This window comes from Sodalis sp. dw_96, from assembly GCF_018449575.1.
Classification (GTDB): Bacteria; Pseudomonadota; Gammaproteobacteria; order Enterobacterales; family Enterobacteriaceae; genus Acerihabitans.
The window spans coordinates 172,698-197,368 of record NZ_JAAVUT010000002.1 but is presented as its reverse complement, the minus strand read 5'-3'; the positions used below and the strand labels follow the sequence as shown (position 1 = coordinate 197,368).

Sequence of the window (24,671 nt, the reverse complement as noted above, 5' to 3'; positions counted from 1 at the left end):
GCTGATTTGGCGGCTTTTTCAGCGTTTGATGCGTTAAACACATTTAGCCGTTGACACCGTTTGCCGGGTTTCATATCATGCGCCCCGTCCACAGGATACGATATGTCTGGAACGGGGCTATAGCTCAGCTGGGAGAGCGCTTGCATGGCATGCAAGAGGTCAGCGGTTCGATCCCGCTTAGCTCCACCAATCGTTTGGTTGGTTTACGTCGTTATTCTGAAAAAGCAGTATGTTGGGGCTATAGCTCAGCTGGGAGAGCGCTTGCATGGCATGCAAGAGGTCAGCGGTTCGATCCCGCTTAGCTCCACCAAATTAATGTGTAAAAAAACCGGCTTTATGCCGGTTTTTTTACGTGTGTACTCATACGGAATAACCACGGAAGCGCAAAGGAAGCACTACTGAAGGACCATGGAAGGGCTTCGGACGAACTATTGAAGAATAACGGAAGTGCCATGGCAGTCTTAATGAAGCGCCGCGGACGCACGATGTAAGTGCCAAAGAAGTTTACAAAAATCACCATAAAAAAAGGGTCGAGTTGCCCCGACCCCAACGGGCCATTCAGCCCTAATGATAACGATTTTCTCTTTCTTATTACATGACCAGCCCGGTAACCGCCGCGGAGAGCACGCTAACCAGGGTAGAGCCATAGACCAGCTTGAGACCGAAGCGCGAAACCACATTGCCTTGATGCTCGTTCAAGCCTTTAATCGCCCCGGCCACGATGCCGATGGAGGAGAAATTGGCGAAAGACACCAGGAATACCGAAAGAATCCCTTCCGAACGCGGCGACAGCTGGCCGGCTATTTTTTGCAAATCCATCATGGCGACAAACTCATTCGACACCAGTTTGGTTGCCATAATGCTGCCGACCCGCAGCGCTTCGTGAGCGGGAACGCCCATGACCCAGGCAAACGGGAAGAAGATATAACCCAATATCCCTTGGAAACTGATGCCGAAGATGACGTTAAAAAGCGCATTGATGGCGGAAATAATGGCGATAAAACCAATCAGCATCGCCGCGACGATAATCGCCACTTTAAAACCCGCCAGGATATATTCCCCCAACATTTCAAAAAAACTTTGTCCCGCGTGCAGATTGCTCATCTGCAGTTCTTCTTCCTTCTCGACCCGGTAGGGGTTAATCAGCGACAGTACCACAAAGGTACTGAACATATTTAATACCAGCGCGGCCACCACATATTTGGGCTGCAGCATGGTCATATAGGCACCGACGATGGACATTGACACCGTAGACATGGCTGTTGCCGCCATGGTGTACATCCGCCGTTCGGACATTTTGCCCAGTATATCTTTATAGGCGATGAAATTTTCCGATTGACCGAGGATCAATGAACTGACGGCATTGAACGATTCGAGTTTTCCCATACCGTTGATCTTTGACAACAAAGTGCCGATGATGCGGATAATCCAGGGCAATAACCGGATATGTTGTAAAATGCCGATAAGCGCGGAGATAAAAACAATCGGGCATAACACATTCAGGAAGAAGAATGCCAGCCCCTGTTTATTCATATTGCCGAAAACAAAGCCGGTCCCTTCGGCGGCATAGCCCAATAATTTATCAAATAGTGCGGAAAAACCCTGAACGAACCCCAATCCTACGGATGAATTGAGGAAGAAATAAGCAAGCAAAATCTCGATCACCAGCAATTGAGCGATATAGCGCAGTCTGATGTTTTTGCGATCGCGACTAACGGCTAACGCTAAAATCGCCACGACCACCAGGGCGAGAATGAAATGAAAAATCCGGGACATAAATGCTCCAATCGTAAGCTATGCAATAATTCGCCGCTTATTCTATGGAACGACAGCATTAAAAACGAGTTATAAGTTGCAAATATAGAAAAATCATCTAGCAGCCGTATGCCTAAGCTGTTCGTTAGATACGTAATTAAAAAAATTGTTATAATTGTAGTCAGCTATGTTTTTGATGTGCTAACATTTGGTAGTAGCCGAAAAAACGCTCTACATCATCTCCAATGCGGGATGGAACTGTCATCAGGTTGAGTTATTAACGCCCCATATGCTCATCATCGTCATCTATCACAGAGATAAGCTGAAACGTTCCAAATGCACTTGATAATTATTATCGTTTGGGTACGATGAAGCTGACTCGATGGATCATAAGGGTAACCGATATGCTGAATAGCCGAACCGTTGATGAGGTGAACCGCTCCGGGCGAAAGATCAAACTATCCCTGCTCGGTCCGGCGTTTATCGCCGCCATCGGTTACATTGATCCCGGTAATTTCGCCACCAATATCCAGTCAGGAGCCAGCTTCGGCTACCGTTTGCTTTGGGTGGTGGTCTGGGCCAATTTTATGGCCATGCTTATCCAATTGCTTTCGGCAAAACTGGGCATCGCGACGGGCAAAAACCTGGCGGAGCATATTCGTGACCGCTTTCCGCGTCCGGCGGTGTGGGCGTATTGGATCCAAGCGGAAATTATTGCCATGGCCACCGACGTGGCGGAATTCGTCGGCGCCGCCATAGGCTTCAAGATGCTGCTGGGGGTATCGCTGCTGCAAGGCGCGGTATTGACCGGCATCGCCACCTTCCTGATCCTCATGTTGCAACATCGCGGCCAAAAACCGCTGGAAGTGGTGATTGGCGGGTTGCTGGTGTTTGTCGCCGCCGCCTATATCGCTGAACTGTTTTTTTCCCAGCCGAACGTCGCCGAACTGGGCAGGGGCATGCTGATTCCCACCCTGCCGAATGCCGACTCGGTGTTCCTGGCGGCCGGGGTGTTGGGTGCGACCATTATGCCCCATGTTATTTATCTGCACTCGTCCCTGACGCAGAACGCCTTGAAAGGAACTCGAGCCCAACGCTATTCCTCCACCAAACTGGATGTGGCTATCGCCATGACCACCGCCGGGTTTGTGAATCTGGCGATGATGGCCACCGCGGCGGCGGCCTTCCATTTCAGCGGCCATACCGGTATTTCCGACCTGGGCGAGGCTTATCTGACCCTGACGCCGTTATTAAACCATACCGCGGCGACGGTGTTCGGCCTCAGTCTGGTGGCGGCCGGGCTCTCTTCCACCGTGGTGGGAACCATGGCCGGGCAAGTGGTGATGCAAGGGTTTGTTCATTTTCATATTCCGCTGCTGGTACGTCGCCTGGTCACCATGCTGCCTTCCTTTATTGTTATCATGGCCGGATTGGATCCCACCCATATCCTGGTGTTAAGTCAGGTGCTGCTGAGTTTCGGCATTGCCCTGGCGCTGGTTCCGCTGTTGGTTTTTACCGGCAATCGCCAACTGATGAACGAGATGGTCAACACCCGGCTGGTCAAAATTATCGGCTGGTGTATTGTGGTAGTGGTGATATCGCTGAATATTTACCTGCTGGTTTGCACGGCGCTGGAATAAGTTATGGCGCGGCAATAAGCGATAAAAAGGCCCGAATTCTTATCGGGCCTTTTTTTGACGGCATCATTTTAATAATAAAGCGGCAATCGCCGTCAGCCCAGGATGGCGTCTATCTGACTGAGTTCTTCTTCGCTGAATTCGCGATTGGACAACATGCCCACCGCATCATCGATTTGTTCCGGCTTGCTGGCGCCGATAAGTACCGACGTCACCCGATCGCCACGCAGTATCCAGGCCAGGGCCATTTGCGACAGCTTCTGTCCACGGGTGAGGGCGATAGCGTTCAACCGACGCACTTTGTCCATTGTCCGGTTATCCAGGCGTTCCTTGGTGAGGAAATGACTGCCGGCGGCCACCCGTGAATCTTCCGGAATACCCTCCAGATAACGGTCGGTAAGCAGACCGCCCGCCAGGGGAGAAAAGGCAATGGATCCGACGCCGGTATCCGCCAGAACATCCAGTAATTCCGGTTCCACCCACCGCTCGAACATGGAATATTTCGGCTGATGTATCAGACAAGGCGTGCCCAGGTCCCGCAAAATCTTGAATGCCTGCCTGGCCAGTTCCGCCGGATAATTCGACAGCCCGATATACAATGCCTTGCCCTGGCGCACCAGCAGATCGAGGGTTGTCATGGTCTCCAGCAGCGGCGTGGCGGTATCGGGACGGTGATGATAAAAAATATCCACGTAATCAAGGCCCATACGCCGTAGGCTCTGGTTAAGACTTGACACCAGATATTTTTTTGATCCCCAGTCGCCGTAAGGTCCCGGCCACATGGTGTAACCTGCCTTGGTGGAAATGATTAGCTCATCGCGGTAGGGATGTAAATCCTCGCGCAGCAAACGACCGAAATTTTCTTCCGCCGAACCGGGAGGCGGTCCGTAATTATTGGCAAGGTCGAAATGGGTTATGCCTAGATCGAAAGCGCGCCGCACCATATTGCGGCTGTTTTCAAACCGGGTTATATCGCCAAAATTATGCCACAGCCCGAGTGAAACCGCCGGAAGCTCTAGGCCGCTGGTACCGCAGCGACGATAAATCATGTCCTCATAACGGGTTGGACTGGCCAAATAAACCATACAAGATCCTCAAATCATTAAGCGGGACGGTAGGGTAGCCATTATTGACCGCCAACGCACGGGAGGCGATCACAATTTTCAATGCTTTTAATTCAAGCCGACGCGGACATTGAACTCAACATGTGACAAGTATACATTCAGTTAAATTATTTTTTCCGTGACGGAGTGTCCGCCCGGGCTGAATACCGACGCCAAATCAAAGGACAGCGACATGAAGACACTCGGACTGCTCGGCGGCATGAGCTGGGAATCCACACTACCTTATTACCGCTTGATCAACCAGGGGATCAGCGAGCGGCTCGGCGGATTGCATTCCGCCAGCCTGCTGCTTTGCAGCGTGGATTTTGCCGTGGTCGCCCAAATGCAGGCCAAAGGAGAGTGGCGGCAGGCCGGACAACTGCTGGCGGACAAAGCGGTGGCATTACAGCAGGCGGGCGCGGAAGCTATTGTGTTATGTACCAACACGATGCATAAAGTGGCGGATAATATAGAACAGGCTTGCTCACTGCCGCTGCTGCATATCGCCGATGCCACCGGCCGGGTAATATCCCGGCGGGGATTACGGCGGGTGGGGTTGCTGGGTACCCGCTTCACGATGCAAGAAGATTTTTACCGCCAACGGCTGGCGCAATCCCACGGCATCGAGGTGGTGGTTCCGAATGACCATGACAGCGGCATTATTCACCGGGTAATTTTCGAGGAGTTATGCCGTGGCCGGATACATTCCGAATCCCGTGAGGCTTATGGACATATCATCGCCAAACTCGAAAGCCAGGGCATTGAAGGGCTTATTCTGGGTTGCACCGAGATAGGATTGTTAATCAGTCAGGAGGACGCCACCGTACCTTTGTTCGATACCACCGCCATTCATGCCGCCTCGGCCGTGGCGTTTGCACTGGGGGACGAAGGATAGTGGTTACAAGGTCGATCCCATTTAAAGCTTTGCCAACATATAGCAATGGTCATTATAACTGGTATCATTATTTTATTATTTATACTTATTGTCAGATGTACGCCCTACGGCAATGTGCAAAGTGAGTGGAGCCTTGAATATAATGACAAAATACGCCCTGGTGGGTGATGTCGGCGGGACGAATGCCCGATTGGCATTGTGCGATATGGACAGCGGGACCATTTCCCATATCCACACCTATTCTTCCCAGGAATACAGCACTCTTGAAGCCGTGATCCGGCACTTTCTGGAGGCGCAAAAGGTTGCCGCCTCCGAAGCTTGTATCGCCATTGCCTGTCCCATTACCGGCGATCGGGTGGAGATGACCAATAATTCCTGGACCTTCTCCATCAAAGAGATGAAAGCGAACCTCGGTTTGGCGCGGTTGGAAGTTATCAATGATTTCACCGCCGTGTCGATGGCGGTACCGGTACTAGGTGAGGCCGACGTCGAGCAATTCGGCGGCGGCGAGGCACAGCCCGGACCGATAGTGGTTTACGGCGCGGGCACCGGACTGGGTGTCTGTCATTTACTGCTCCAGGACAAGCACTGGATAAGCCTGCCCGGCGAGGGCGGCCATGTGGGTTTTGCCGCCGGCAGCGACGATGAAATCGCTATTCTGGCCCAGCTGCACGCCGAACGGGGACATGTCTCAACCGAACGGGTATTGTCCGGACCGGGGCTGGTGAATATCTACCGCAGCCTGGTGAAAGCCGATGGTCGGGTACCGGAAGATCTACATCCGTCGCAGGTCACGGATAGGGCTATTGACGGCGCCGATGCCGATTGTCGCCGCGCGTTATCGGTGTTCTGTGAAATCATGGGCCGCTTCGGCGGTAATCTTGCCCTGAGCATGGGCACCTTTGGCGGGGTTTATATTGCCGGCGGTCTGGTGCCGCGGTTCAAGGACTTTTTTCGCGCTTCCGGTTTTCGGGCGGCTTTCGAAGACAAAGGCCGTTTTAAAAGTTACCTGTCCGCCATTCCGGTTTATCTCATTACCCATGAGCAACCGGGCCTGCTGGGCGCCGGCGCCCATTTGCGGCAGTTGATGGGCAGCGAACTTTAGTCGCTGGCAAGCTCTCCCTTTAACGCGTTTGGCTCAAGCATCGGTGTTGGCGGGCCTAGCGTGCCATGGGCGCTCCGGCGGGCGGAAAACCCACGCCCGCTTCGACCCATCGGCAAGCTCTCCCTTTAACGCGTTTGGCTCGAGCATCGGTGGTGGCGGGCCTAGCGTGCCATGGGCGCTCCGGCGGGCGGAAAACCCACGCCCGCTTCGACCCATCGGCAAAGCTCTCCCTTTAACGCGTTTGGCTCGAGCATCGGTGTTGGCGGGCCTAGCGTGCCATGGGCGCTCCGGCGGGCGGAAAACCCACGCACGCTTCGACCCATCGGCAAGCTCTCCCTTTAACACGTTTGGCTCGAGCATCGGTGTTGGCCGGATCTCCCTTTAACACGCGCTCACTTGATATTTGGCGCTGTCTGATTTATTCACAACCTCATTAGCTGCCGGAAGGCTTTGACCTTGCTCCGGCTCACCGGCACCTCAAAATCCAGATCGTTTAACCGTAACAGATAGGTATTATTAAACCACGGGACGATTTCGCGAATTTTCATCAAATTCACCACGTAAGAGCGATGACAGCGGAAGAAAACCGCTTCTGGCAGCCGGGTGCAAAATTCGGTGATCACCATCGGCATGGTGAAGGTTTCCCGGCGGGTATACACCAGCGTCACTTTTTCCTGCGCCGCGGCGTAGTAAATATTATTAATATCGGTAACGATGATGCGCTCGTCTTTGAGCAAATTAATGGAATGGCGGCCGGTGGATGAATCGATACTATTGGCGGTTATTGCGGCGGGAGCGGCAAACAATGCCTCCAGTTTTTGCAGCATGGTGACAATGCGCGATTCCTGATAAGGCTTGAGGATATAATCGAAAGCCTCGAGCTCAAAGGCTTCCACCGCATGCTCCTTATAAGCGGTGATAAAGACGATCTGCGGCTTGTGAACAAATTTGCTGATGCTTTGCGCCAGCAATACCCCGTCCAGGGAGGGAATATTGATATCCAAAAAAATCACATCCACCTCATGGCCCTGTAAATAGCGCAGAACGTCCAGGCCGTCTTCAAAGGTGGCTTCAATGGTCAGGCTGCTGTGTTTACGGATGAGATAGCTTAGCTCCTCCTGCGATAAAAACTCATCTTCGACAATAACGGCTTTCATACTGTCTCGCTTACTTTGAACAATAAATCCCACCGGTCAGGCGGCCAACTTACTGCTGTTATGTGGGATAAAAAACCAGATTTCAGTGCCTGGCTCAAGGCGGCAAATATGAAGACCTTCACCGTATAATAACAATACGCGATGGTGCACGTTCAGCAGGCCGATTCTTTTTCCCGGTAATTCGTTGCGCTTCACCTGCTCAATCACCTCTTCGCTGATGCCGTTACCGGTATCCTTCACCGAGATGCGAACACGCTCGCCATCATCCCTGATGGAAATCACCACTACCCCTTTACCCCGGCAAGGCTGGATACCGTGCACAATAGCGTTTTCCACCAGGGGCTGGATCAATAGACTGGGAATGCTGAATGACAATTCCTCGTCAATATCGTAAATGATGCTCAGTTTGCTGCCGAACCGCGCCTGCTCGATGGCGACGTAATCCTGGATTTGATAAAGCTCCTTCTTGATATCGATTTGGGCATCATTAAGCTCGAGGTTATAACGCAGATATCGGGAGAGATTGATAATAAGCTGCCGGGCGGTGTCCGGATTGATACGGATGGACGATGAAATGGCGTTCAGGGCATTAAACAGAAAATGTGGATTGATTTTACTTTGCAGCGCCCTTAGCTCAGCCTGGTCGGCCATTTCCCGCAGCTGTTCGATACGCGAAACCTCTATTTGGGTTGAGATAATCTGCGACAGGCCGATGGCCATGACTTTTAGGGAATTGGTAATCTGATGGGCATGGCGATAATAAATCTTTAATGTACCGGTCACGACGCCCTTTTCCCAAAGGGGAATGATGATCAGAGAATGAATTTGCGGGGTACGCTCCGCCTCATCGTTGTTTTTGATGGTGATTTTACCGCTTTGGATGCTTTCTTTGGTCATTTCGCTGATGATTTCATGACCGATATTATAAAATTCGGCGCCGACGCCCACATAGGCCAGGATATTGTGCTCGTTGGTGATGGCCACCGCGTCGGCCCTGATATCGGTGCGGATAATATCGCAAACGGTATTGAGGGAGTCACTGTTGATATGCCGGAAATAGGGCAACGTTTTATTGGCGATATCCAGGGCCAATTTGGCCTGCCGCGCCGCAATCACTTCTTTCTCGTCTTCCACCCCCTGCACCAGCAGCACAATCATGCCGATACTGACGCCGCCCAGGATCATCGGCATCGCAATCTTCGATACGATGTCCAGTCCCAACGACATTGGCTGTGCCCACAGTACAACCAGCAGCATGGTCAGGCACTCACAGAGCATGCCGCCGATGATGCCGATACCCCAGCGGTGCTCCTTGATGATCTTTAATTTGATATAACCTGAAACGAACCCGGCCACCACGCTACTGATAAGGCAAGGAACCGACGTCGGACCGTTAATATCGATAAGATAACGATGTACCCCGGCGATGATGCCGGTGGTGATGCCGACCCAGGGGCCGAACAGGATGCCGCCGGACATGACCGAGATGATCCGCACGTTAATCAGCGATCCTTCCACATGGATACCGGAATAGGTGCTGAAAATGGCGAACAGGGAAAAAATGGCGGTAACCGCCAGCAATTCCTGGCGGGTATGCTGCTCTTTTTGCAACAATTGTCGGAATTGCCGGGTTCTGGTGAGTAAGAACAAACAAATCAACATTAATGCCGCGCGTTCATACACCGCCAGCAGCATATCAAACATCTCTTTCACATCCCCGTCCCGGTAACTCGATAAATGCTGTAGCTACTATAAGCAATAGGCGATCAATGTTCCACCCGCGCCGCCGCCGGTTCATATTAGCAATAGTCGGTCAACGTTTCACCCGCGCCGCCTTCGGCGCTGGTGTCAAAAATCTTATTTGAGGAAACCTGAGTAAAATAAAGAGGAAGTTATATTTCGGTGATTATTGCCGGGCAGTGGCGGTTAAAAGAGGTAAAAAGGGGAAATTTAAAAACGGCTAAAAAATATATTACCGCTTTTACAACCTAATCTCCTGTATCGGTACAGCAATTAGTTCTACCCCTCACGGCAAAAGAAGCAGGATAGAAACCGAATCCGAGGTTAACACAACCTTATTCACTGTCTGCGAACAAGAAGGGTCGAGGGTTATCCTGTAATGCCGGTATGGACGATTAAGCATTGTATTCCGACCGGCATTGAGATAGGTTCTCAAACAGACCCAAAAAGGGTCAGCGTCGCTCGGATGGTCCGGGCGCTAACGTACATTGAGGATATTATGGCCGAATCCGGTTCATCACGGCGTTTTACACGCATCGAACGTCTCCCCCCTTATGTATTCAATATCACTTCCGAGTTGAAAATGGCGGCGCGCCGTCGCGGTGAAGATATCATCGATTTCAGCATGGGTAATCCCGACGGGCCGACGCCGCCGCACATAGTCGAAAAACTCTGTACGGTGGCTAAACGCGAAGATACCCACGGATATTCAACCTCGCGGGGCATTCCGCGTCTGCGGCGCGCGATTTCTCGCTGGTATGCCGATCGCTATGCGGTGGATATCGATCCGGACAGCGAAGCCATCGTCACTATCGGGTCCAAAGAAGGACTGGCCCACCTGATGCTGGCCACCCTTGATCATGGCGACACGGTGCTGGTGCCCAATCCCAGCTACCCTATTCATATTTATGGCGCGGTTATCGCCGGCGCCCAGGTGCGCTCGGTGCCGTTGGTGGAAGGCGTAGATTTCTTCCGCGAGCTGGAACGGGCTATCCGCGAAAGTATCCCCACCCCCAAAATGATGATTCTGGGCTTTCCCTCGAATCCCACCGCCCAATGCGTCGAACTGGATTTCTTCGAGCGGGTGGTGGCGCTGGCGCGCCAGTATGGGGTTTTGGTGGTCCATGACCTGGCCTATGCCGATATCGTGTATGACGGTTGGAAAGCGCCTTCCATTATGCAGGTGCCGGGCGCGAAAGAGATTGCGGTGGAATTTTTCACCCTGTCAAAAAGTTACAATATGGCGGGCTGGCGTATCGGGTTTATGGTGGGCAACCCCGAACTGGTGAATGCGTTGGCACGCATCAAAAGCTATCACGATTACGGTACCTTCACCCCGCTGCAGGTTGCCGCCATCGCCGCGCTGGAGGGGGATCAGCAGTGCGTGCTGGATATTGTCGAGCAATATCACCAGCGCAGGGACGTGCTGGTGCGCGGCCTGCACGAGGCGGGCTGGATGGTGGATAATCCCAAGGCCTCCATGTATGTCTGGGCGAAAATCCCGGAACATTATGCTGCCATGGGATCGCTGGAATTTGCCAAAAAATTGTTGTCGGAAGCCAAGGTTTGCGTTTCCCCCGGTATCGGTTTTGGCGATTACGGCGATACCCACGTCCGGTTCGCCTTGATTGAGAACCAGGATCGTATCCGGCAGGCGGTGCGGGGTATCAAAGCCATGTTCCGTGCCGACGGGCAATTGAAACCCAGCTCAGCTAAACACGTCGCCGATCAGGCATTATAAGAATATTGAAACCGGGCTATGCCCGGTTGAGCCTGAAATATATTCCTGTCAGACTTCATCTCAGCAGCATAAACAATACCTTACGCAGAAATCCAACCCCTGAAGAGCAGTATTGTCGTCTGGTTTAGAATTCATCCCACATCATTGATGGGCCCGTCTTCGTGCGATGCAATAAGGGGGGGAATCAAATGATAAAATCGAAAAATTATATTAATAAGCCAAAACCTCTATGGTGCGGTCGTATCCAGCGAACCGCGTTTCGTTTTTTATCATCCAATAGGACGCGACGCTATGTGGGTACTTCTGGCCGCTGCACTCACCTGCGGAGCCTTCCTTCGATTGGATCGGAGAATCACCGCGGCTGTTTTTTTCATGGCCTTGCTCCTGGCATGTATGCCCACATTGTTATCAAGACCGGTGCCGACTCATCCACGCTGGTTTTATTGGGCAGGACTGGTTTTGAGCATGTTTGCACTGCTCTGCCTGGCGACTCTGCTGGGCGGAAATATTTATGGTTTGGCCTGGTTATGGAGCGGCAAATTATGGATTGCGACATTGTTTCATTTTCTGCTTAACCTGATCCATCTTTTATTTTTTACCTATCCTTTTTATCGGCCCGGCGGATAAACTTTTGTTAAATTTATAGCGTCATATAACATCTTTTAGACCTTCTCATCGCTCAAGGCATCACCTTTTCTTCGCCGAAAAAAAACCATTAAAGGCGAATTGTTAAAAACTCGCCTGGAGATAGGTCTTTATCGCTGGCGCTCTTTGATGCCGCCTGAAAAGCTGTTCCGGAGATAGGATAAGTGGACCTTATTACATAAGATAATTTAATGTTTTGTGAAGTTTCCAGCAGAGGTACATCTTCGCGAAAGGGAGTGCAACCGGACGGAGCTGGTGATGGGGAGAGCTTTGATGTGAATACTTACAGTCAAGAGATGTGATCTTAATCATTAAACGAGTATCATGATCACGCTATGTTTGGGTTGTAACAGTGTCGTTGCCGCCTTTTTTTTCGAGAAAAATAATATGCAAAATCTTGTCATTGATATCCTGAGAAAATTGGCAAAAGTTGATGCCGCCACCAAGGATCTGATAGCGCAAGTCGAGGCACAGTCTCTTCTATTAGCCGCTTTAATGCTAACGGTGAGTAAAGGCAGTTCACCGGTGATGGCGACCAATATTGAAAAAGCCATACTTTCCGCGGCCAGCGCCAGCGAAGAGATACTGCAGACGGATGTTGATTTGCTGTTGGCCCATTTTGTCCGGTTGATCTCGGTCTCACAGTTTGTTGAAGTGAATGGTGAGGAAGTTCATACCGAGAAAACTGAATAAGCAGTCGATCAATTCAGCCATTGCGCAACGCCGCGATGGCCGGAGCACGTTCCCCGGCGGTGCGTGCTGAAACTAAAGGCGCCATCGCGGCATTTCGCCGACGCGCCGGAAGGAACCTTACCTGATTTGCTATGGGCTGGCTGGTGAATTTGCTGGCCGGCGCTATTGATATATTCTCCTTGTTCAATCAAATCGTTATTTTGCCGGCTGCTGATCACTGGCGAATTCGACGACGGTTGTTTTGACCATGCAGGTTGGAATACCAGTAAGCAAAAAAAGACCGCTATAAACAGACGCATAACGCACTCCATGGGTGACCGCGAGCAAAAGGGCGCCATAATAGCCGCTTGGAAGAGAGGGCTGGCCCTGACATTATCCTTTCCCCAGCTTATCACCTGAAGAGATTCAGCCGGGTAGCTTAATGAAATTTATGCTTCAGATCCCAAGACATAAAAAAAGCTGCCGCAGCAGCTTTTTTTATACGCGTAGTGTTTAAAACATCGCGCCAGGCGGCACATCTTTAACGGTGTTAAGATAGGACGCCAGCATCTTTTTCAATAGATTACGTAATTTCATCTGTCCGGCCTCTGAGGCAATGTAACATGAATGTTGTCCACGGACCTAATAGTATGATCCGCGTCACATAAAATCAAGTTTATGTGACGCATATCACAAATTATTTTTGAACAAACACGCATTTACAGGCAAATGATCAATTAAATTGATAATTTTTAAACAAAAGTTTAATAATGCTATTTTTAATTAAGCCCGGCTTTATTCAAACCGTACGCGGCATCCGCAGATCCCGGTACCGTTCTGAATGCCACATTCAGGCGGTTCCAACCATTGATAGCAACGATCAAAAAGCTGAGATCTGATATATCCTCTTCGGATAGCTGCGCTCGCACCGATTGATAAATATCGTCGTCAATACCCTGAGGCGGAAGAATGGTCAAGGCTTCGGTCCAAGCCAGCGCCGCCTTTTCCCTTGGAGTAAACAAGGGAGATTCGCGCCAGATGGCTATATGGTACAGACGCAGTTCGCGCTCACCGTGTATTTTCGCTTCCTTGACATGCATATCGAGGCAAAACCCGCAGCCATTCAACTGTGAGGCTCTGATGGTCACCAGATGGCTGAATTCTTGAATGACGGGTTTTGCTGCCAGGGTCATATTAAAGTCGAGGTATTTTCCGGCAAATCCGGCAGACAGCTTAAAGTAATCTAAACGTTGACTCATATCGTTACCTGTTCATAAAAATTTTGTGAAGGCCGCCTGATGCCGCAAGTTAACGAGCTGGCGGCCAGGCCATGAAGGTACTTTTGCGCAACACCACTATGGGGCAGGGGGATCTAAGGTAACAGTGACAAGAAATGGGTTTACGGCTGGGCCATGAATGTTGTGCAATGCCATCCCGCAAACGTGCTAACTGGCGGTTTCGCCATGGGATGTTATGATGTGAAAAATTTTCCCGGGAAAACTCTTATGAAGACATTGATGCTCGGATTGTTATTATCCGTCTTAACAGTACCTGCTTTCGCCGGCGTTACCTATACGAAAGAAAATCTCAATACAATGTACTCAAAAGGAAAGCTGCCCAAGGTAGGTCCGGCGATAACCATTGATGACACCATGATGGATTTTAATGAATGCCGGAATAAAGGTAATGAAGCCTACGCCGCGTCCATCGGTAACTATCCGGCCAAAATCATTATTGATTCCGGCGTTCTTTATACCCTCAAATTATGGAAAGTGAACGCACTGATTGTGTTTACGTGTTCCAGAACAGAGGGGAAAAGGACAATTACCCAGTCTGAATATCAATAAGTTGTGAACTACCGCTCTGTTGTCGGAGGAGTTGGACAAAAAAATACTGAGTGCAATAATAACTTTATTCAGCAGTAAAGTCCTCAGGTAAATAGTTGTAAGCTATAACACAATGTCATCATCTTCTATCAAAAATTTTTCTTGGCTATTCTAAAGTGCAGTTACACACACTTTGATAAAGTAATATGCTGAAAGCAGTCTAGACATGTGACGTTACATATTATATTTTTTATGGAAAGTATAACAATGAAAAACGAAATAATTCCTGAGGTATATCTGCCCAATTCGTTGATAAAAATGTGTGACCTAATGCCAGAACCCTGTGGTATAAGGAATTTAGAATCGCGTTTTATTTATGCGAACTCATCTTTGATGAAGGTTTACGGCGTCAACTCAAGCGCCGATATCATTGGAAAGCGAGACGTAGAGATTAAATCTAAACTCGTCGAATTTGATAATGCCGCTGAAGAATTTGCCAAGCAAGACAAGCAGGTTTTTAAAACGGAGCAACGACTGTCTACCCTTGAATTTCATCCGCTGGCTATTGACTATCCGTATGTCGTGAATAAGTTGCCATTTTATAATGATAACAATGAATATGTCGGCATGTTCGGATATATCAAAAAATTGGAAATCTACACTATAAATGATTATATAAAAGGACATATGCCGGGTTCGTTGTTATTGAATAAACCTGATGATTTTTTTACTGAGCGTGAATGTGAAATTATGTTCTTCAGATTGCGGGGGATGAAAGTGAAAGCAGTTGCAGACAGACTTAATCTAGCAACACGCACTGTCGAGAATTATATGCAAGAGCTATATTATAAAGTTAATGTGAACCACTTCGATGATTTCAAGAGATTTTGCGTAGAGAGAAATTATCATCGATATTTGCCGAAGCGTTTTATGCATGTAAATCACATTGATTTTGAGGTCTAAGCCATTTTTGTCCACAATTGGCATATTATGTTTTTCAATGATTTAAGTAAATCTGTATTTTACAACCTCACGCTAAAACAGATGATGGAAAATATGAAGTAACTCATTGATAAAATTTAATGTTGGCAGCATTATGACCTCCCAAAATTCTCATATCGAATGATTATATCAAAGGGGTATTATTTATACAAATTTAATCACTTTCTTTTTGATTACTCTTTCTGCCGAATATATAAATGCATAAATTTATGTCCTATAATATTAGGTGGTATGATAAGATAATATTGGCTCGTAAAAAATTTTAATACAAAACACTAGAAAGAAATTCTATTATTTAATAATATATAACTCCATAATAAGCACTCAATACTCTTTTGATATTTCTGATAAAATAAACTCTGCTCTGTCGGCTACAGGCACGCGGGGAATTTCTACTAAATCATAGCTATATTTTGTGTAAGCTTGGCACATGGAGTCGTAGGTTAGCACGGCCTCGTTGAAAGTCTGTTTTCGCTCGGCATCCTGCACAAAAATTTCTGGCCAGGGAGGCGCAATAAAGACTTTGGCGCTATAGCGGAATCTCATCACTGCGTTTATTATATGTGCCGGTACCGGAATTTCGAGAAGATTTAAATAACCTACTACATCCGGGATGCCTCGATCAAAAAAGACCGGCGTGCCCATTTGGGCTGCAAGATACCATGAGTGTTTTTCCCAACTCAGCATGAATTCAGCAAATAACAAGGGATTCTTCCACGGCAATGCCTGTCCTTCGATGGCTACCTGAGCTTGTATAACGCCTCTACCAGATTCCACGGTACATGCATATCCCATTTTATGGAGTTTATTAATGAGAGTGGTTTTCCCTGAATCCGGCCCTCCGGTCACTATAATGAGTTGATTGGTATTTATTTCCATAAAATTTTTCTTAATTAGCGATGTGTTCTTTTCTTGGTGGAAGCGGTATGTAGTTTGTTGAGAAAATATTGCTTTATCGGGGGAAGATTTGCTGGTCGAGGGTGGAATGGAGCAAAGTGCTGGTTGCCTTGACAGAAGCCCGAGCACCCGATTTTGTCAACGGAATGACAAAAAATTTCTTAAAAAAACAACTCATAAAAAAGTATTGATGGCAAGGTTTAAGAAAATCAAAAACAAGTTAAGCATCAACTTATTGCAAAATGTACACTAAAATATAAACCCGTTTGCCACATGAGTGCTCATGTGGCAAAAAACACATTATTCAGTGACTTCCTTAAAAACAACATATTTTGAATAGAGGAAACCACAAACCAAACTGAATACAGAGAAGGAGATAAGAGTATATAATCCTTGGATATTTAGCGTATCTGCTATCAGACCGAAAACTATACTCATCATTCCCAAGAAGCCTACAAAGAGAATGTAGCGTTTTACCGTAGATTCGCGCTTAAAGGTAAATTTTGCGTTGGCAAAGAATGAAAACGTCACGGCGCAACCGAAGCCGATAAAATTGCATATCGCTTGATTGTTCGTAAACTCATGGCGGATTATTGCAAAAACCGCCCAGTGTATTAGTGTGTTAACTATCCCAACGGATACATAACGATAAAATAATCTATTCATATCAAGGTAATAAAAAAATTGATTTCCTTATTGTATCTCATTGAAAGTAAAAGTCCATGCATTGTAAGCAAGCCGCCAAGATAGCTGGCCCCCGCCCTGTTTCCAAGGGCTGTGTCTATGCCGTCGAAGCCGAACGATTGCTGGATCCTTTTTGGATATTCGTCGTTTTTGTTTAGACAGTCCAACGTCGGTTCGTTAGCCACACTGCGCCCGCGTTTGAACCGTACACAGTCCTAAGTGAGTTCAACTCATGGCCAAATGCATCCACCATCACAGAGACAATTCAACCCACCTCGCTTTGATAAACAGGCCTTTTGGGTTTGCAGCCAAAACATCGCAGGTGATGGTTCTGAAGTTAAATTGAATCTTCATGTCTGGAAGTCTAGTAAACCTCAAAAAAAAGTAAATATAAATCAATAATATACTAAAATACAATATTTACTGTCTTCACAAAACATTTTTGGTGGTATAACCTGTAAATATATACAGTATATTGTCTGTATCATAAAGCGGAGCCTCTCTTGACGGGAGGTTTTGCATTCATCAGAAGTACCATCAGGAGGCAGGCTATGCCAACATCAGTCACCGGTGTCATCCCCACAGCGGAAGAATACAACGACCTCGTTACCCAAGAGGAAATGACAGCCGCTATAGGCGCTCTGTCGAGTGAACTGTCATCATCTAATGGCGGTACCCTCGTCAATACCAGTTCTGGCACAGTTGAAGCCCGTTTTGCGGCAGATGAAGCAAAGACGGTGCATATTTTGGCTCCCGCTGCCACCGACCCTGCCACAGCAAACGAGGGCGACCAGTATTTCAACACGACGGATAATATTTACAAGGTATACCGGTCCGGGGCTTGGATTGCCGATGATTCCGCGGATCTGGCGCTTAAACTGTCATCAAGCACAGGTTTGTCTTTAATTGGCCAAGTAGACAGCGTTGCCACCCTACGAATAACAACATCCGTATTGGGCACAAGAGTATCTTTGGCATCTTATTTTACCGGGTTGCAGTGTGGAGGCGGAGAACTTATTTATACTGCTAACACAACGTCAGCTGACGATGGTGGCACTATTTTTAGGGTAAACGATAATTATATATGGAAAAGAGCCCTAACTGGAGACATTGACGCCAGATGGTTTGGCGTCACAGGTGATGGTATCGACCGGGGAAATTATGTAAAAGCTTCTTTTGATTATATCATAACACATGGTGGAAGTTTAATTTTTCCGTCGGGGACTGTCAATTTTGGCACCATGCGCTACGCCAACAACAACATGAATGGACCGTCGTTTAGAATATTTGGTTATGGAACAACCGTCATATGGGAAAATGTTGATCCGATTCCGGTTGATATTACTACTACTAACTACACCTCTGAAACAACATTAATTCAATTCGGCACAGATCCATCTAGCTATGGGCGCGGGAATTTATTTCCATCATTCATTGTTGAAGGTTTTACCTTTGACTACACAAAGCAGGCGAATAAAGGCGGCAATACGTATGCAACGATGGGTGTTGGCCCACATCCTACACCTTATAGTTGTGGCACCACGATGCTTGACACATGGGGTAGTTATCATCCGATAGTACGCAATTGCATCTTTAAAAATTGCTGGGGTAATGCTCTTCGTTTCAGAAATTGTAATTCCCCCTATGTTAATAATGTTTCAAGTATCGATGTGGCCGCGAATGAAATACTGAATAGGCTAAATGGCGGAATGTCTTCAGACTCATTTGGTAGTGGATGTTTTATGTGGGGATGCTATAATTCATGTGTAGAAAACTCACAATTTATTAATACCAAAGTCTATATATGTGATCCATCGATAGTATCCCCCGAAACAGGTGTAGTTATCAATGGTACGTTAGTTGGCTATATTGGCTGTTATTGTGAATATCCTATTGGTGTAAGCAGTAACGCCACAGTCCCACCCGGGGTAACGAGTGTAACGGATGATTCTGGCGTTCTATTAACTGATGCTGACAAAACTCAGTATGGTACATTTATTAATGTTACAGTTTCCGGATATGTTTTGGGGATTAAAAGCGAGAATACAACTAATCTTAGTGTCTTAAATTGTCAAGCATATAATTGTTATCTCCCCTTAGTAAATGCATCATCCATGCATGTTCAGGGAGGCATCTTTGATAAGACAGAGTGTTCTTATAAAATAAACCCGCAAGGGGGGTACTATTTCCAAGATTCTGTAATTGCTAATGGCTCATTCAGTGGTAACTATCCAAACTCATATTTTGTTATGGATGGGGCAACAGTAATTTGTAGACATGCAAAAGCATTTGTAAATTCAAAAGGTTTCAATAGAATTACACATTGTGATATAACTATTTACGATCAAGGTCACTTATGCGATCAGCTCACTACAAATACCATTTATTTAACCGAATTTAATGGAAATCGCATAATATTCGCTGCGGATTCAGTAAATACTACAGGTTTAATGCGTATCACAAACACTGACACGTTCAGACTAACCAGCAATACCTTTATAAATTTGACTGCTAATTCGATTCAATTAGGTACAGCTGATAGTGGAGGTGACCTTTGGACTATTGAGGATAACCAATTTGATGGAACATTTTTAGTTAACTTCAATAGCGCGGTAAAACATGGGGTATTCAATTATAATACCATTCGTGCTGGTGGTGGGGTTACAGCTGGTGCCCAGCTATCACTAAGTATAGTAGGAAATACTTGGAAAGCATTACCAAACTCATATCTTGCGGCAGGTAATAGACCCGTTTCTATAAATGCAATTCAGGACTACCGAATTGCTGATAACTTTGTTTATATGAACCAGGATGTAACCGGAGGATTAACCGCGCACTATAACTGGATAACCTGTGTTAATAATGCCAGTATCTTCGGCGCCATTGAACATAATGTAATAAACAACAACGTACAAACATTTGGTTGTCGTTTGATTACTGCCACTTTAGAAATATGTAGTATTAATGATAATAGATCGGATACCACAACCGTTCCAATGGTGTATTGGAACTCAGGTACTAGGGGGCCAATAAACCTTAAAAACAATGGTTGGGTACAATCAAATCCGACCACTGACTATAATAAAGTGGCAAACTTATCTACTTATTATAAACCACATCGAGGTGATGTTGTAAATTATCTATTACCGTCAGCGAGTGGAGTTATTGGCATAGTTTGGGATGGTACTCAATGGCTCTCTGCCGGGACTGTGGGTTCAACTGCTATAACTGCTTAAAAGGTTGGTTTATGGGTGACTACGTACTGCATGCCCCATGTGACAGTAAATCACCATCAAATTTAGAGATGCTTATTTCTCTAAAGGAAAAAAATATTATGCCGGAGTTTCTTATGATGACCCTAATAACCCCAATATGATAAAATTTGATGGCCAAGATTCATATTTCAAGGCTTTAAATAGTCAGATTTTGCCTCCAGCAAATGTATCAAGCTAACTATAATTTTTGGCACCATGCTCTAGTATAAAAAGTGGGCCAGGGTTGGCCCAAAATCTAATATGGGAAGATGGATGATGGGAGCTACAGCTGCACCTGATCGTTCGCTGTGATTGCCTAATTACATCAACATAAGCAAGAGACACTAAATAGAATGGAGAACGACCCGGAATTTATATTTTTTGTCAAAAAATTTATTCGCCAATGATGAAATGAATAGGGCTCGAGTGGTTGATATTACGTGAAACAGCAACCTAAAGTCCTCACTTGAGTAGAAAATGGTGAAATTGTAATTTTAATAGTAATTTAAATCTTAGTTTATAATTTAATTTTTCACTACTTTTTAAATAATTTAAATGATGTTTGTAGCAAAGATAAAAAAACAAGAGTATATCCTACACAATTGATTTTAGCCACCTGAACCTTAGATCAGTTATCGCTTAAACTTTAAATCGGTACTCTTGTTGCGTTGATTTTAAATTGGCCGACAAAGGAGCTGGTAATGATAGTAAAGACTTATTCAGATAACCTTAGCCGTGTTCCTGACCTGAAGCTTTCCAATCAAATGATTAGCATGCTAGATCAATTTACGTCTCCCTATGGCATTAAAAACCTGGAATCGAGATATATTTATGTAAATATGGCGGCAGTATCATTATTTGGGTTGAAATCAAAATCAGATGTGATTGGAAAACTCGATATAGAAATTAAGTCAAAGCTAACTGAATTTGATGATTCAGGGCTTGAATTCATAAGACAAGATAAGAAGGTTACAGATTCGGAAAGCAAGCTTGCAACACTCGAAATTCATCCCGCAGCGGTAGATTATCCCTATATAGTTAATAAAATTCCATTTTATAATGATGAGGATAATTGCGTAGGATTATGCTTGTTTTCAAGAAATTTAGAGGTCTATTCACTAAATGATTTCGTGAAGGGTCATATGCCGGGATCTTTGCTGCTGAATAAACCAGATAATTTTTTTACTGAGCGAAACTGTGAAGTCATGTTTTTTCGATTACAGGGATTGAGCAATAAAGAGACAGCGGCGAGGCTGAATCTTTCAGTAAGGACCGTTGAAAATTATATGCAAATATTGTACGAAAAGGTAAATGTTAATCACTTCGATGACTTCATGAGCTTCTGCGTTGAAAAAGGTTATCACAGATATTTGCCGAAGCGTTTCATTCATACTAACCATTTGAAATTTTAATTCCTATGTGTAGTATATTCATGCTTTTCATTTCTTTTTATAGCTAATATGAGTGTCTTGATTATTTTTATTTTTCTAAAAATGTTAAAATTTACTAAAGTGCTTTTAGGTTTAATATTTATAAAAGAATTCATAAAAATATTTTAAGAACTCATAATGCGATGTTCAATAGTTGAGCATTGAAACGGATTATGGTATGTCGGAGGGGATAAAACTAGAATGAAAAGTGCTTTGTATGGTAAATGATCAATTCTTATATTGCCATTATTTTCAATACTTGATATTAATCATCGTTACGGAATAAAAGAGTACATGTTACACAATTTTTTTAGTCACCTGAATCTTAGTTCAGTTCTAACTAAATTATAAAATTGGTAAGCCCCTTTTATTAATTTAAAACTAACCATACGAAGGAGGTTTCGTGATTAAAGAAGCGACGAACCATGGCAACAGAAAAATTCCAGAGATCAATCTTCAACAATCAATGATAAGTATGCTAGATCAATTTTCATCTCCCTATGTAATCAAAGATCTGGAGTCTCGGCATGTCTATACAAATATGGCGGCTGTAAATCTTCTGGGGTTAAAAAATAAATCTGAAATGCTCGGGAAATCGGATATTGAAATCAAGTCAAAGTTATTTTGGTTTGATGACACCGGGCAAGAATATGTTCGTCAGGACAAGCAAATTACCCAGTCGGGAAAACGGATGACCTGTCTTGAAATTCATCCTTGGGCCGTCGATTATCCGTATATTGTAAATAAAATTCCATTTTATAACGATGATAGTGAGTGCATAGGTCTCTGCGTATTTACAGAAAATCTGGAGCTTTTTACATTAAGTGATTTTGTGAAAGGCAATTTGCCTGGTTCTTTTTTATTAAACAAGCCCGATCACTTTTTTACAGAGCGTAACTGCGAGGTTATGTTTTTTCATTTACAGGGCATTAGTAATAAAGAGACAGCGGAGAGGTTGAATCTGTCTCCACGAACTATTGAAAACTATATGCAAACACTTTATGAAAAAGTTGGCGTAACCCATTTTGATGATTTTATGCAATTCTGCGTCGCTAGAGATTATCATAGATATCTTCCTAAACGTTTTATTCGTACTGAACATTTGGAATTTTAGTAATGAACTGGGATTCCCTGTTGTTCTGAATATTGTTTGATGATCAAAAGAGGCGCGCCGCCTCCAGTGGCGGCAACATGATCCGAACACCCGCAATATACTTTCATAAATCAGCACATGGCCGGCCGCAGTTGCTTAACACAATGTGTAATCATCCCGCACCTCCGCTTTACTGTGTCGGCGAAATTCATACTGACACGCGTATTGCACTTAAAATTAATGCAGCGTGAGAATAAGGAATAATTCGCGGATTGCCATGATTTCAGTTGAGCTCGTTTCAGGATTTCAGGTGTAGCACGTGTCGATATGGTGGAGAAGAAATGATGATGGCTAAACTAACGCTGGTGTCCCCGACAGGAATCGAACCTGTAACTAGCCCTTAGGAGGGGCTTGTTATATCCGTTTAACTACGAGGACCGGATAGCGGACGGGATTATACCCGATTCGGTCTCGAAAATAAGCACTTAACGATTCGATTGCTCATTCCGTCGACAACGGCAGTGAAAAAGACATTTTCCTCGGGCACGTTCATGGCTGGTTCACCCTACGGAGCGCGCTTGGGCCGAGCGTTATTGATCTAATGCAAGCAATAAGATCTCATGGGTGACATGGTTGAAGAGATTACATCAATGGCAAACTTCCCGCTTCGGCTGCCTGTGTTATGATGGTTTAATGTTAATGAAGGGTTGAGTCTCTGATGCTGGAAGCAAAAAATCTGGCCTGTATCCGCGATGATCGTGAATTGTTCTCCAGTTTGAGCTTTCGGGTCGCGCCGGGGGATATTCTCCAGATCGAAGGCAATAATGGTGCCGGTAAAACCTCTCTGCTGCGTATTTTGGCCGGCCTTGCCCGTCCGGAGCGCGGGGAGGTCTGTTGGCAGCAAGAAAATATCAGTGTGGTGCGTGAAGAGTATCATCGGGATCTGCTTTATATCGGACATCAGGCCGGCATTAAACTCGCATTGACGCCTTTTGAAAACCTGGCGTTTTATCAGGCGGCGGGGGGCGGTCCGCGAGATGAAAAAGTTGTCTGGCAGGCGTTGGAACAGGTGGGTCTGCTGGGTTACGAAGAGCTGCCCGCAGCCGGTTTGTCAGCCGGACAGCGGCGGCGGGTGGCGCTGGCCCGTTTATGGCTGAGCCCGGCCCGGTTGTGGATTCTGGATGAACCTTTTACCGCCATTGATAAACAGGGCGCCGCGCAATTGATTTCGTTACTTGCCGGTCACAGCGCGGCCCTGGGCATGGTGTTGCTTACCACCCATCAGGCGCTGCCCGCTACCACGGTGCCGATACGTAAAATCGCATTGATGCCTGCAGGGGAGATCCCATGTTCTGGCTGATTGTTCGCCGTGATTTGCGCTCGGCCTTGCGCCGCCGCAGCGATATCATCAATCCACTGTGGTTTTTCCTGATCGTGATAACCTTGTTTCCACTGGGTATCGGTCCGGAGCCGCAATTATTGCGTCGTATCGCCCCCGGTATCATTTGGGTGGCGGCGTTACTGGCCTGTTTGTTATCTTTGGAACGCTTGTTCGGGGAGGATTTTTATGATGGCACCCTTGAGCAACTGCTATTGTTACCCATGCCGTTACCCATTGCCGTATTGGGCAAGGTTTGCGCTCACTGGCTGGTAACCGGTTTGCCGCTGCTGCTGCTGTCGCCTCTGGCCGCACTGCTGCTTTCCCTGGATTTTGCCACCTGGCGGGTCGTGGCGCTGTCATTGTTATTAGGTACACCGACATTGAGCCTGGTGGGTGCCGTCGGCGTGGGGTTAACCGTCGGCTTACGCAGAGGCGGTGTATTGCTGAGTTTATTATTGTTACCCTTGTTTATTCCGGTGTTGATTTTCGCCACGGCCGCCATTGATAGCGCGGCTCAGGGTTTACCCATTAACGGGTTTTTGGCGATCCTCGGTGCATTCCTGGTGTTAAGCGTCATGTTGGCGCCTTTTGCCGCCGCCGCAGCGTTACGCATAACGCTGCAATGATTTTTGCCGCGACGGTTTGATTGTTTTG

The 24,671-nt window shown here is 46.5% G+C and carries 20 protein-coding genes, 3 tRNA genes and 1 pseudogene; 15 read left to right on the top strand and 9 right to left on the bottom strand.

Features of this window, described 5'->3' with window-relative positions:
- The first annotated feature begins 113 nt into the window (after positions 1-113).
- A tRNA-Ala gene (locus HB631_RS03975) sits at positions 114-189 on the top strand.
- A 45-nt stretch (positions 190-234) separates the two neighbouring features.
- Positions 235-310 (top strand) — tRNA-Ala (locus HB631_RS03970).
- Between the two features lie 281 nt (positions 311-591).
- Here HB631_RS03970 and HB631_RS03965 read toward each other — a convergent pair.
- Positions 592-1,776: a NupC/NupG family nucleoside CNT transporter gene (locus tag HB631_RS03965; protein ID WP_213989860.1), complete on the bottom strand. Its 1,185-nt coding sequence runs from the start codon at positions 1,774-1,776 to the stop codon at positions 592-594.
- Positions 1,777-2,159: 383 nt separating this feature from the next.
- Between HB631_RS03965 and HB631_RS03960 the strand changes: the two genes are divergently transcribed.
- The gene (locus HB631_RS03960; RefSeq protein ID WP_213989859.1) at positions 2,160-3,395 is read left to right on the top strand and encodes an Nramp family divalent metal transporter; all 1,236 of its coding nucleotides are present in this window, start codon (positions 2,160-2,162) and stop codon (positions 3,393-3,395) included.
- Positions 3,396-3,487: 92 nt separating this feature from the next.
- Here the strand turns inward: HB631_RS03960 and mgrA are convergent, their stop codons facing one another.
- Entirely contained in the window at positions 3,488-4,477 is a 990-nt protein-coding gene (gene mgrA / locus HB631_RS03955; protein ID WP_213989858.1) for an L-glyceraldehyde 3-phosphate reductase, read from the bottom strand.
- Positions 4,478-4,688: 211 nt separating this feature from the next.
- On the opposite strand from mgrA, the gene HB631_RS03950 reads away from it, so the two are divergent.
- Positions 4,689-5,390, top strand: a complete 702-nt coding sequence (locus HB631_RS03950) for an aspartate/glutamate racemase family protein (RefSeq protein ID WP_213989857.1) — start codon at positions 4,689-4,691, stop codon at positions 5,388-5,390.
- A gap of 142 nt (positions 5,391-5,532) precedes the next feature.
- Positions 5,533-6,495, top strand: coding sequence for a glucokinase (gene glk / locus HB631_RS03945; protein WP_213989856.1), 963 nt, complete (start codon positions 5,533-5,535; stop codon positions 6,493-6,495).
- A gap of 422 nt (positions 6,496-6,917) precedes the next feature.
- Here the strand turns inward: glk and HB631_RS03940 are convergent, their stop codons facing one another.
- Together HB631_RS03940 and HB631_RS03935 are read right to left on the bottom strand one after the other, a co-directional pair.
- Positions 6,918-7,652 (bottom strand): LytTR family DNA-binding domain-containing protein, encoded by a 735-nt coding sequence (locus HB631_RS03940; RefSeq protein ID WP_213989855.1) that lies wholly within the window; start codon positions 7,650-7,652, stop codon positions 6,918-6,920.
- A 36-nt stretch (positions 7,653-7,688) separates the two neighbouring features.
- A complete protein-coding gene (locus HB631_RS03935) occupies positions 7,689-9,365 on the bottom strand; it encodes a LytS/YhcK type 5TM receptor domain-containing protein (RefSeq protein ID WP_213989854.1) in 1,677 nt (558 codons plus the stop codon).
- Positions 9,366-9,891: 526 nt separating this feature from the next.
- On the opposite strand from HB631_RS03935, the gene alaC reads away from it, so the two are divergent.
- From alaC to iraP, 3 genes and pseudogenes are all read left to right on the top strand, one after another.
- On the top strand, positions 9,892-11,133 hold the full coding sequence (alaC, locus tag HB631_RS03930) for an alanine transaminase (RefSeq protein WP_213989853.1): 1,242 nt from the start codon (positions 9,892-9,894) through the stop codon (positions 11,131-11,133).
- 495 nt (positions 11,134-11,628) lie between these two features.
- Positions 11,629-11,760: pseudogene (locus HB631_RS03925) on the top strand (CPBP family intramembrane glutamate endopeptidase); the annotation flags it as partial.
- A gap of 405 nt (positions 11,761-12,165) precedes the next feature.
- Positions 12,166-12,471 (top strand): anti-adapter protein IraP, encoded by a 306-nt coding sequence (gene iraP / locus HB631_RS03920; RefSeq protein WP_213989852.1) that lies wholly within the window; start codon positions 12,166-12,168, stop codon positions 12,469-12,471.
- A gap of 8 nt (positions 12,472-12,479) precedes the next feature.
- Here iraP and HB631_RS03915 read toward each other — a convergent pair whose 3' ends face one another.
- Together HB631_RS03915 and HB631_RS03905 are read right to left on the bottom strand one after the other, a co-directional pair.
- Complete coding sequence (locus tag HB631_RS03915) at positions 12,480-12,770, bottom strand: DUF3761 domain-containing protein (protein WP_213989851.1); 291 nt, start codon at positions 12,768-12,770, stop codon at positions 12,480-12,482.
- 459 nt (positions 12,771-13,229) lie between these two features.
- Positions 13,230-13,709, bottom strand: coding sequence for a carboxymuconolactone decarboxylase family protein (locus HB631_RS03905; RefSeq protein WP_213989850.1), 480 nt, complete (start codon positions 13,707-13,709; stop codon positions 13,230-13,232).
- Between the two features lie 153 nt (positions 13,710-13,862).
- Between HB631_RS03905 and HB631_RS03900 the strand changes: the two genes are divergently transcribed.
- On the top strand, positions 13,863-14,297 hold the full coding sequence (locus tag HB631_RS03900) for a hypothetical protein (RefSeq protein WP_213989849.1): 435 nt from the start codon (positions 13,863-13,865) through the stop codon (positions 14,295-14,297).
- A 246-nt stretch (positions 14,298-14,543) separates the two neighbouring features.
- On the top strand, positions 14,544-15,239 hold the full coding sequence (locus HB631_RS03895; RefSeq protein WP_255556801.1) for a LuxR C-terminal-related transcriptional regulator: 696 nt from the start codon (positions 14,544-14,546) through the stop codon (positions 15,237-15,239).
- Between the two features lie 363 nt (positions 15,240-15,602).
- On the opposite strand, the gene HB631_RS03890 is transcribed toward HB631_RS03895, so the two are convergent.
- Together HB631_RS03890 and HB631_RS03885 are read right to left on the bottom strand one after the other, a co-directional pair.
- Positions 15,603-16,157 carry an AAA family ATPase gene (locus tag HB631_RS03890; RefSeq protein ID WP_213989848.1) on the bottom strand — a complete coding sequence of 185 codons (555 nt, stop codon included), beginning with the start codon at positions 16,155-16,157 and terminating at the stop codon, positions 15,603-15,605.
- Between the two features lie 318 nt (positions 16,158-16,475).
- Entirely contained in the window at positions 16,476-16,841 is a 366-nt protein-coding gene (locus tag HB631_RS03885) for a GtrA family protein (protein WP_213989847.1), read from the bottom strand.
- A gap of 569 nt (positions 16,842-17,410) precedes the next feature.
- Between HB631_RS03885 and HB631_RS03880 the strand changes: the two genes are divergently transcribed.
- The 3 genes from HB631_RS03880 to HB631_RS03870 all read left to right on the top strand — a co-directional run bounded on the left by HB631_RS03880 (position 17,411) and on the right by HB631_RS03870 (position 22,657).
- Positions 17,411-20,095, top strand: coding sequence for a hypothetical protein (locus tag HB631_RS03880; protein WP_213989846.1), 2,685 nt, complete (start codon positions 17,411-17,413; stop codon positions 20,093-20,095).
- A 719-nt stretch (positions 20,096-20,814) separates the two neighbouring features.
- The gene (locus tag HB631_RS03875) at positions 20,815-21,525 is read left to right on the top strand and encodes a PAS and helix-turn-helix domain-containing protein (RefSeq protein WP_213989845.1); all 711 of its coding nucleotides are present in this window, start codon (positions 20,815-20,817) and stop codon (positions 21,523-21,525) included.
- Between the two features lie 421 nt (positions 21,526-21,946).
- Positions 21,947-22,657 carry a LuxR C-terminal-related transcriptional regulator gene (locus HB631_RS03870; RefSeq protein WP_345945687.1) on the top strand — a complete coding sequence of 237 codons (711 nt, stop codon included), beginning with the start codon at positions 21,947-21,949 and terminating at the stop codon, positions 22,655-22,657.
- Between the two features lie 342 nt (positions 22,658-22,999).
- Here HB631_RS03870 and HB631_RS03865 read toward each other — a convergent pair.
- Positions 23,000-23,074 (bottom strand) — tRNA-Arg (locus HB631_RS03865).
- Positions 23,075-23,354: 280 nt separating this feature from the next.
- On the opposite strand from HB631_RS03865, the gene ccmA reads away from it, so the two are divergent.
- Positions 23,355-23,996 (top strand): cytochrome c biogenesis heme-transporting ATPase CcmA, encoded by a 642-nt coding sequence (gene ccmA, locus HB631_RS03860; RefSeq protein WP_213989844.1) that lies wholly within the window; start codon positions 23,355-23,357, stop codon positions 23,994-23,996.
- Positions 23,984-24,643, top strand: coding sequence for a heme exporter protein CcmB (ccmB, locus tag HB631_RS03855; protein ID WP_213989843.1), 660 nt, complete (start codon positions 23,984-23,986; stop codon positions 24,641-24,643). The genes ccmA and ccmB overlap by 13 nt, the downstream gene beginning before the upstream one ends.
- Positions 24,644-24,671: the final 28 nt, after the last annotated feature.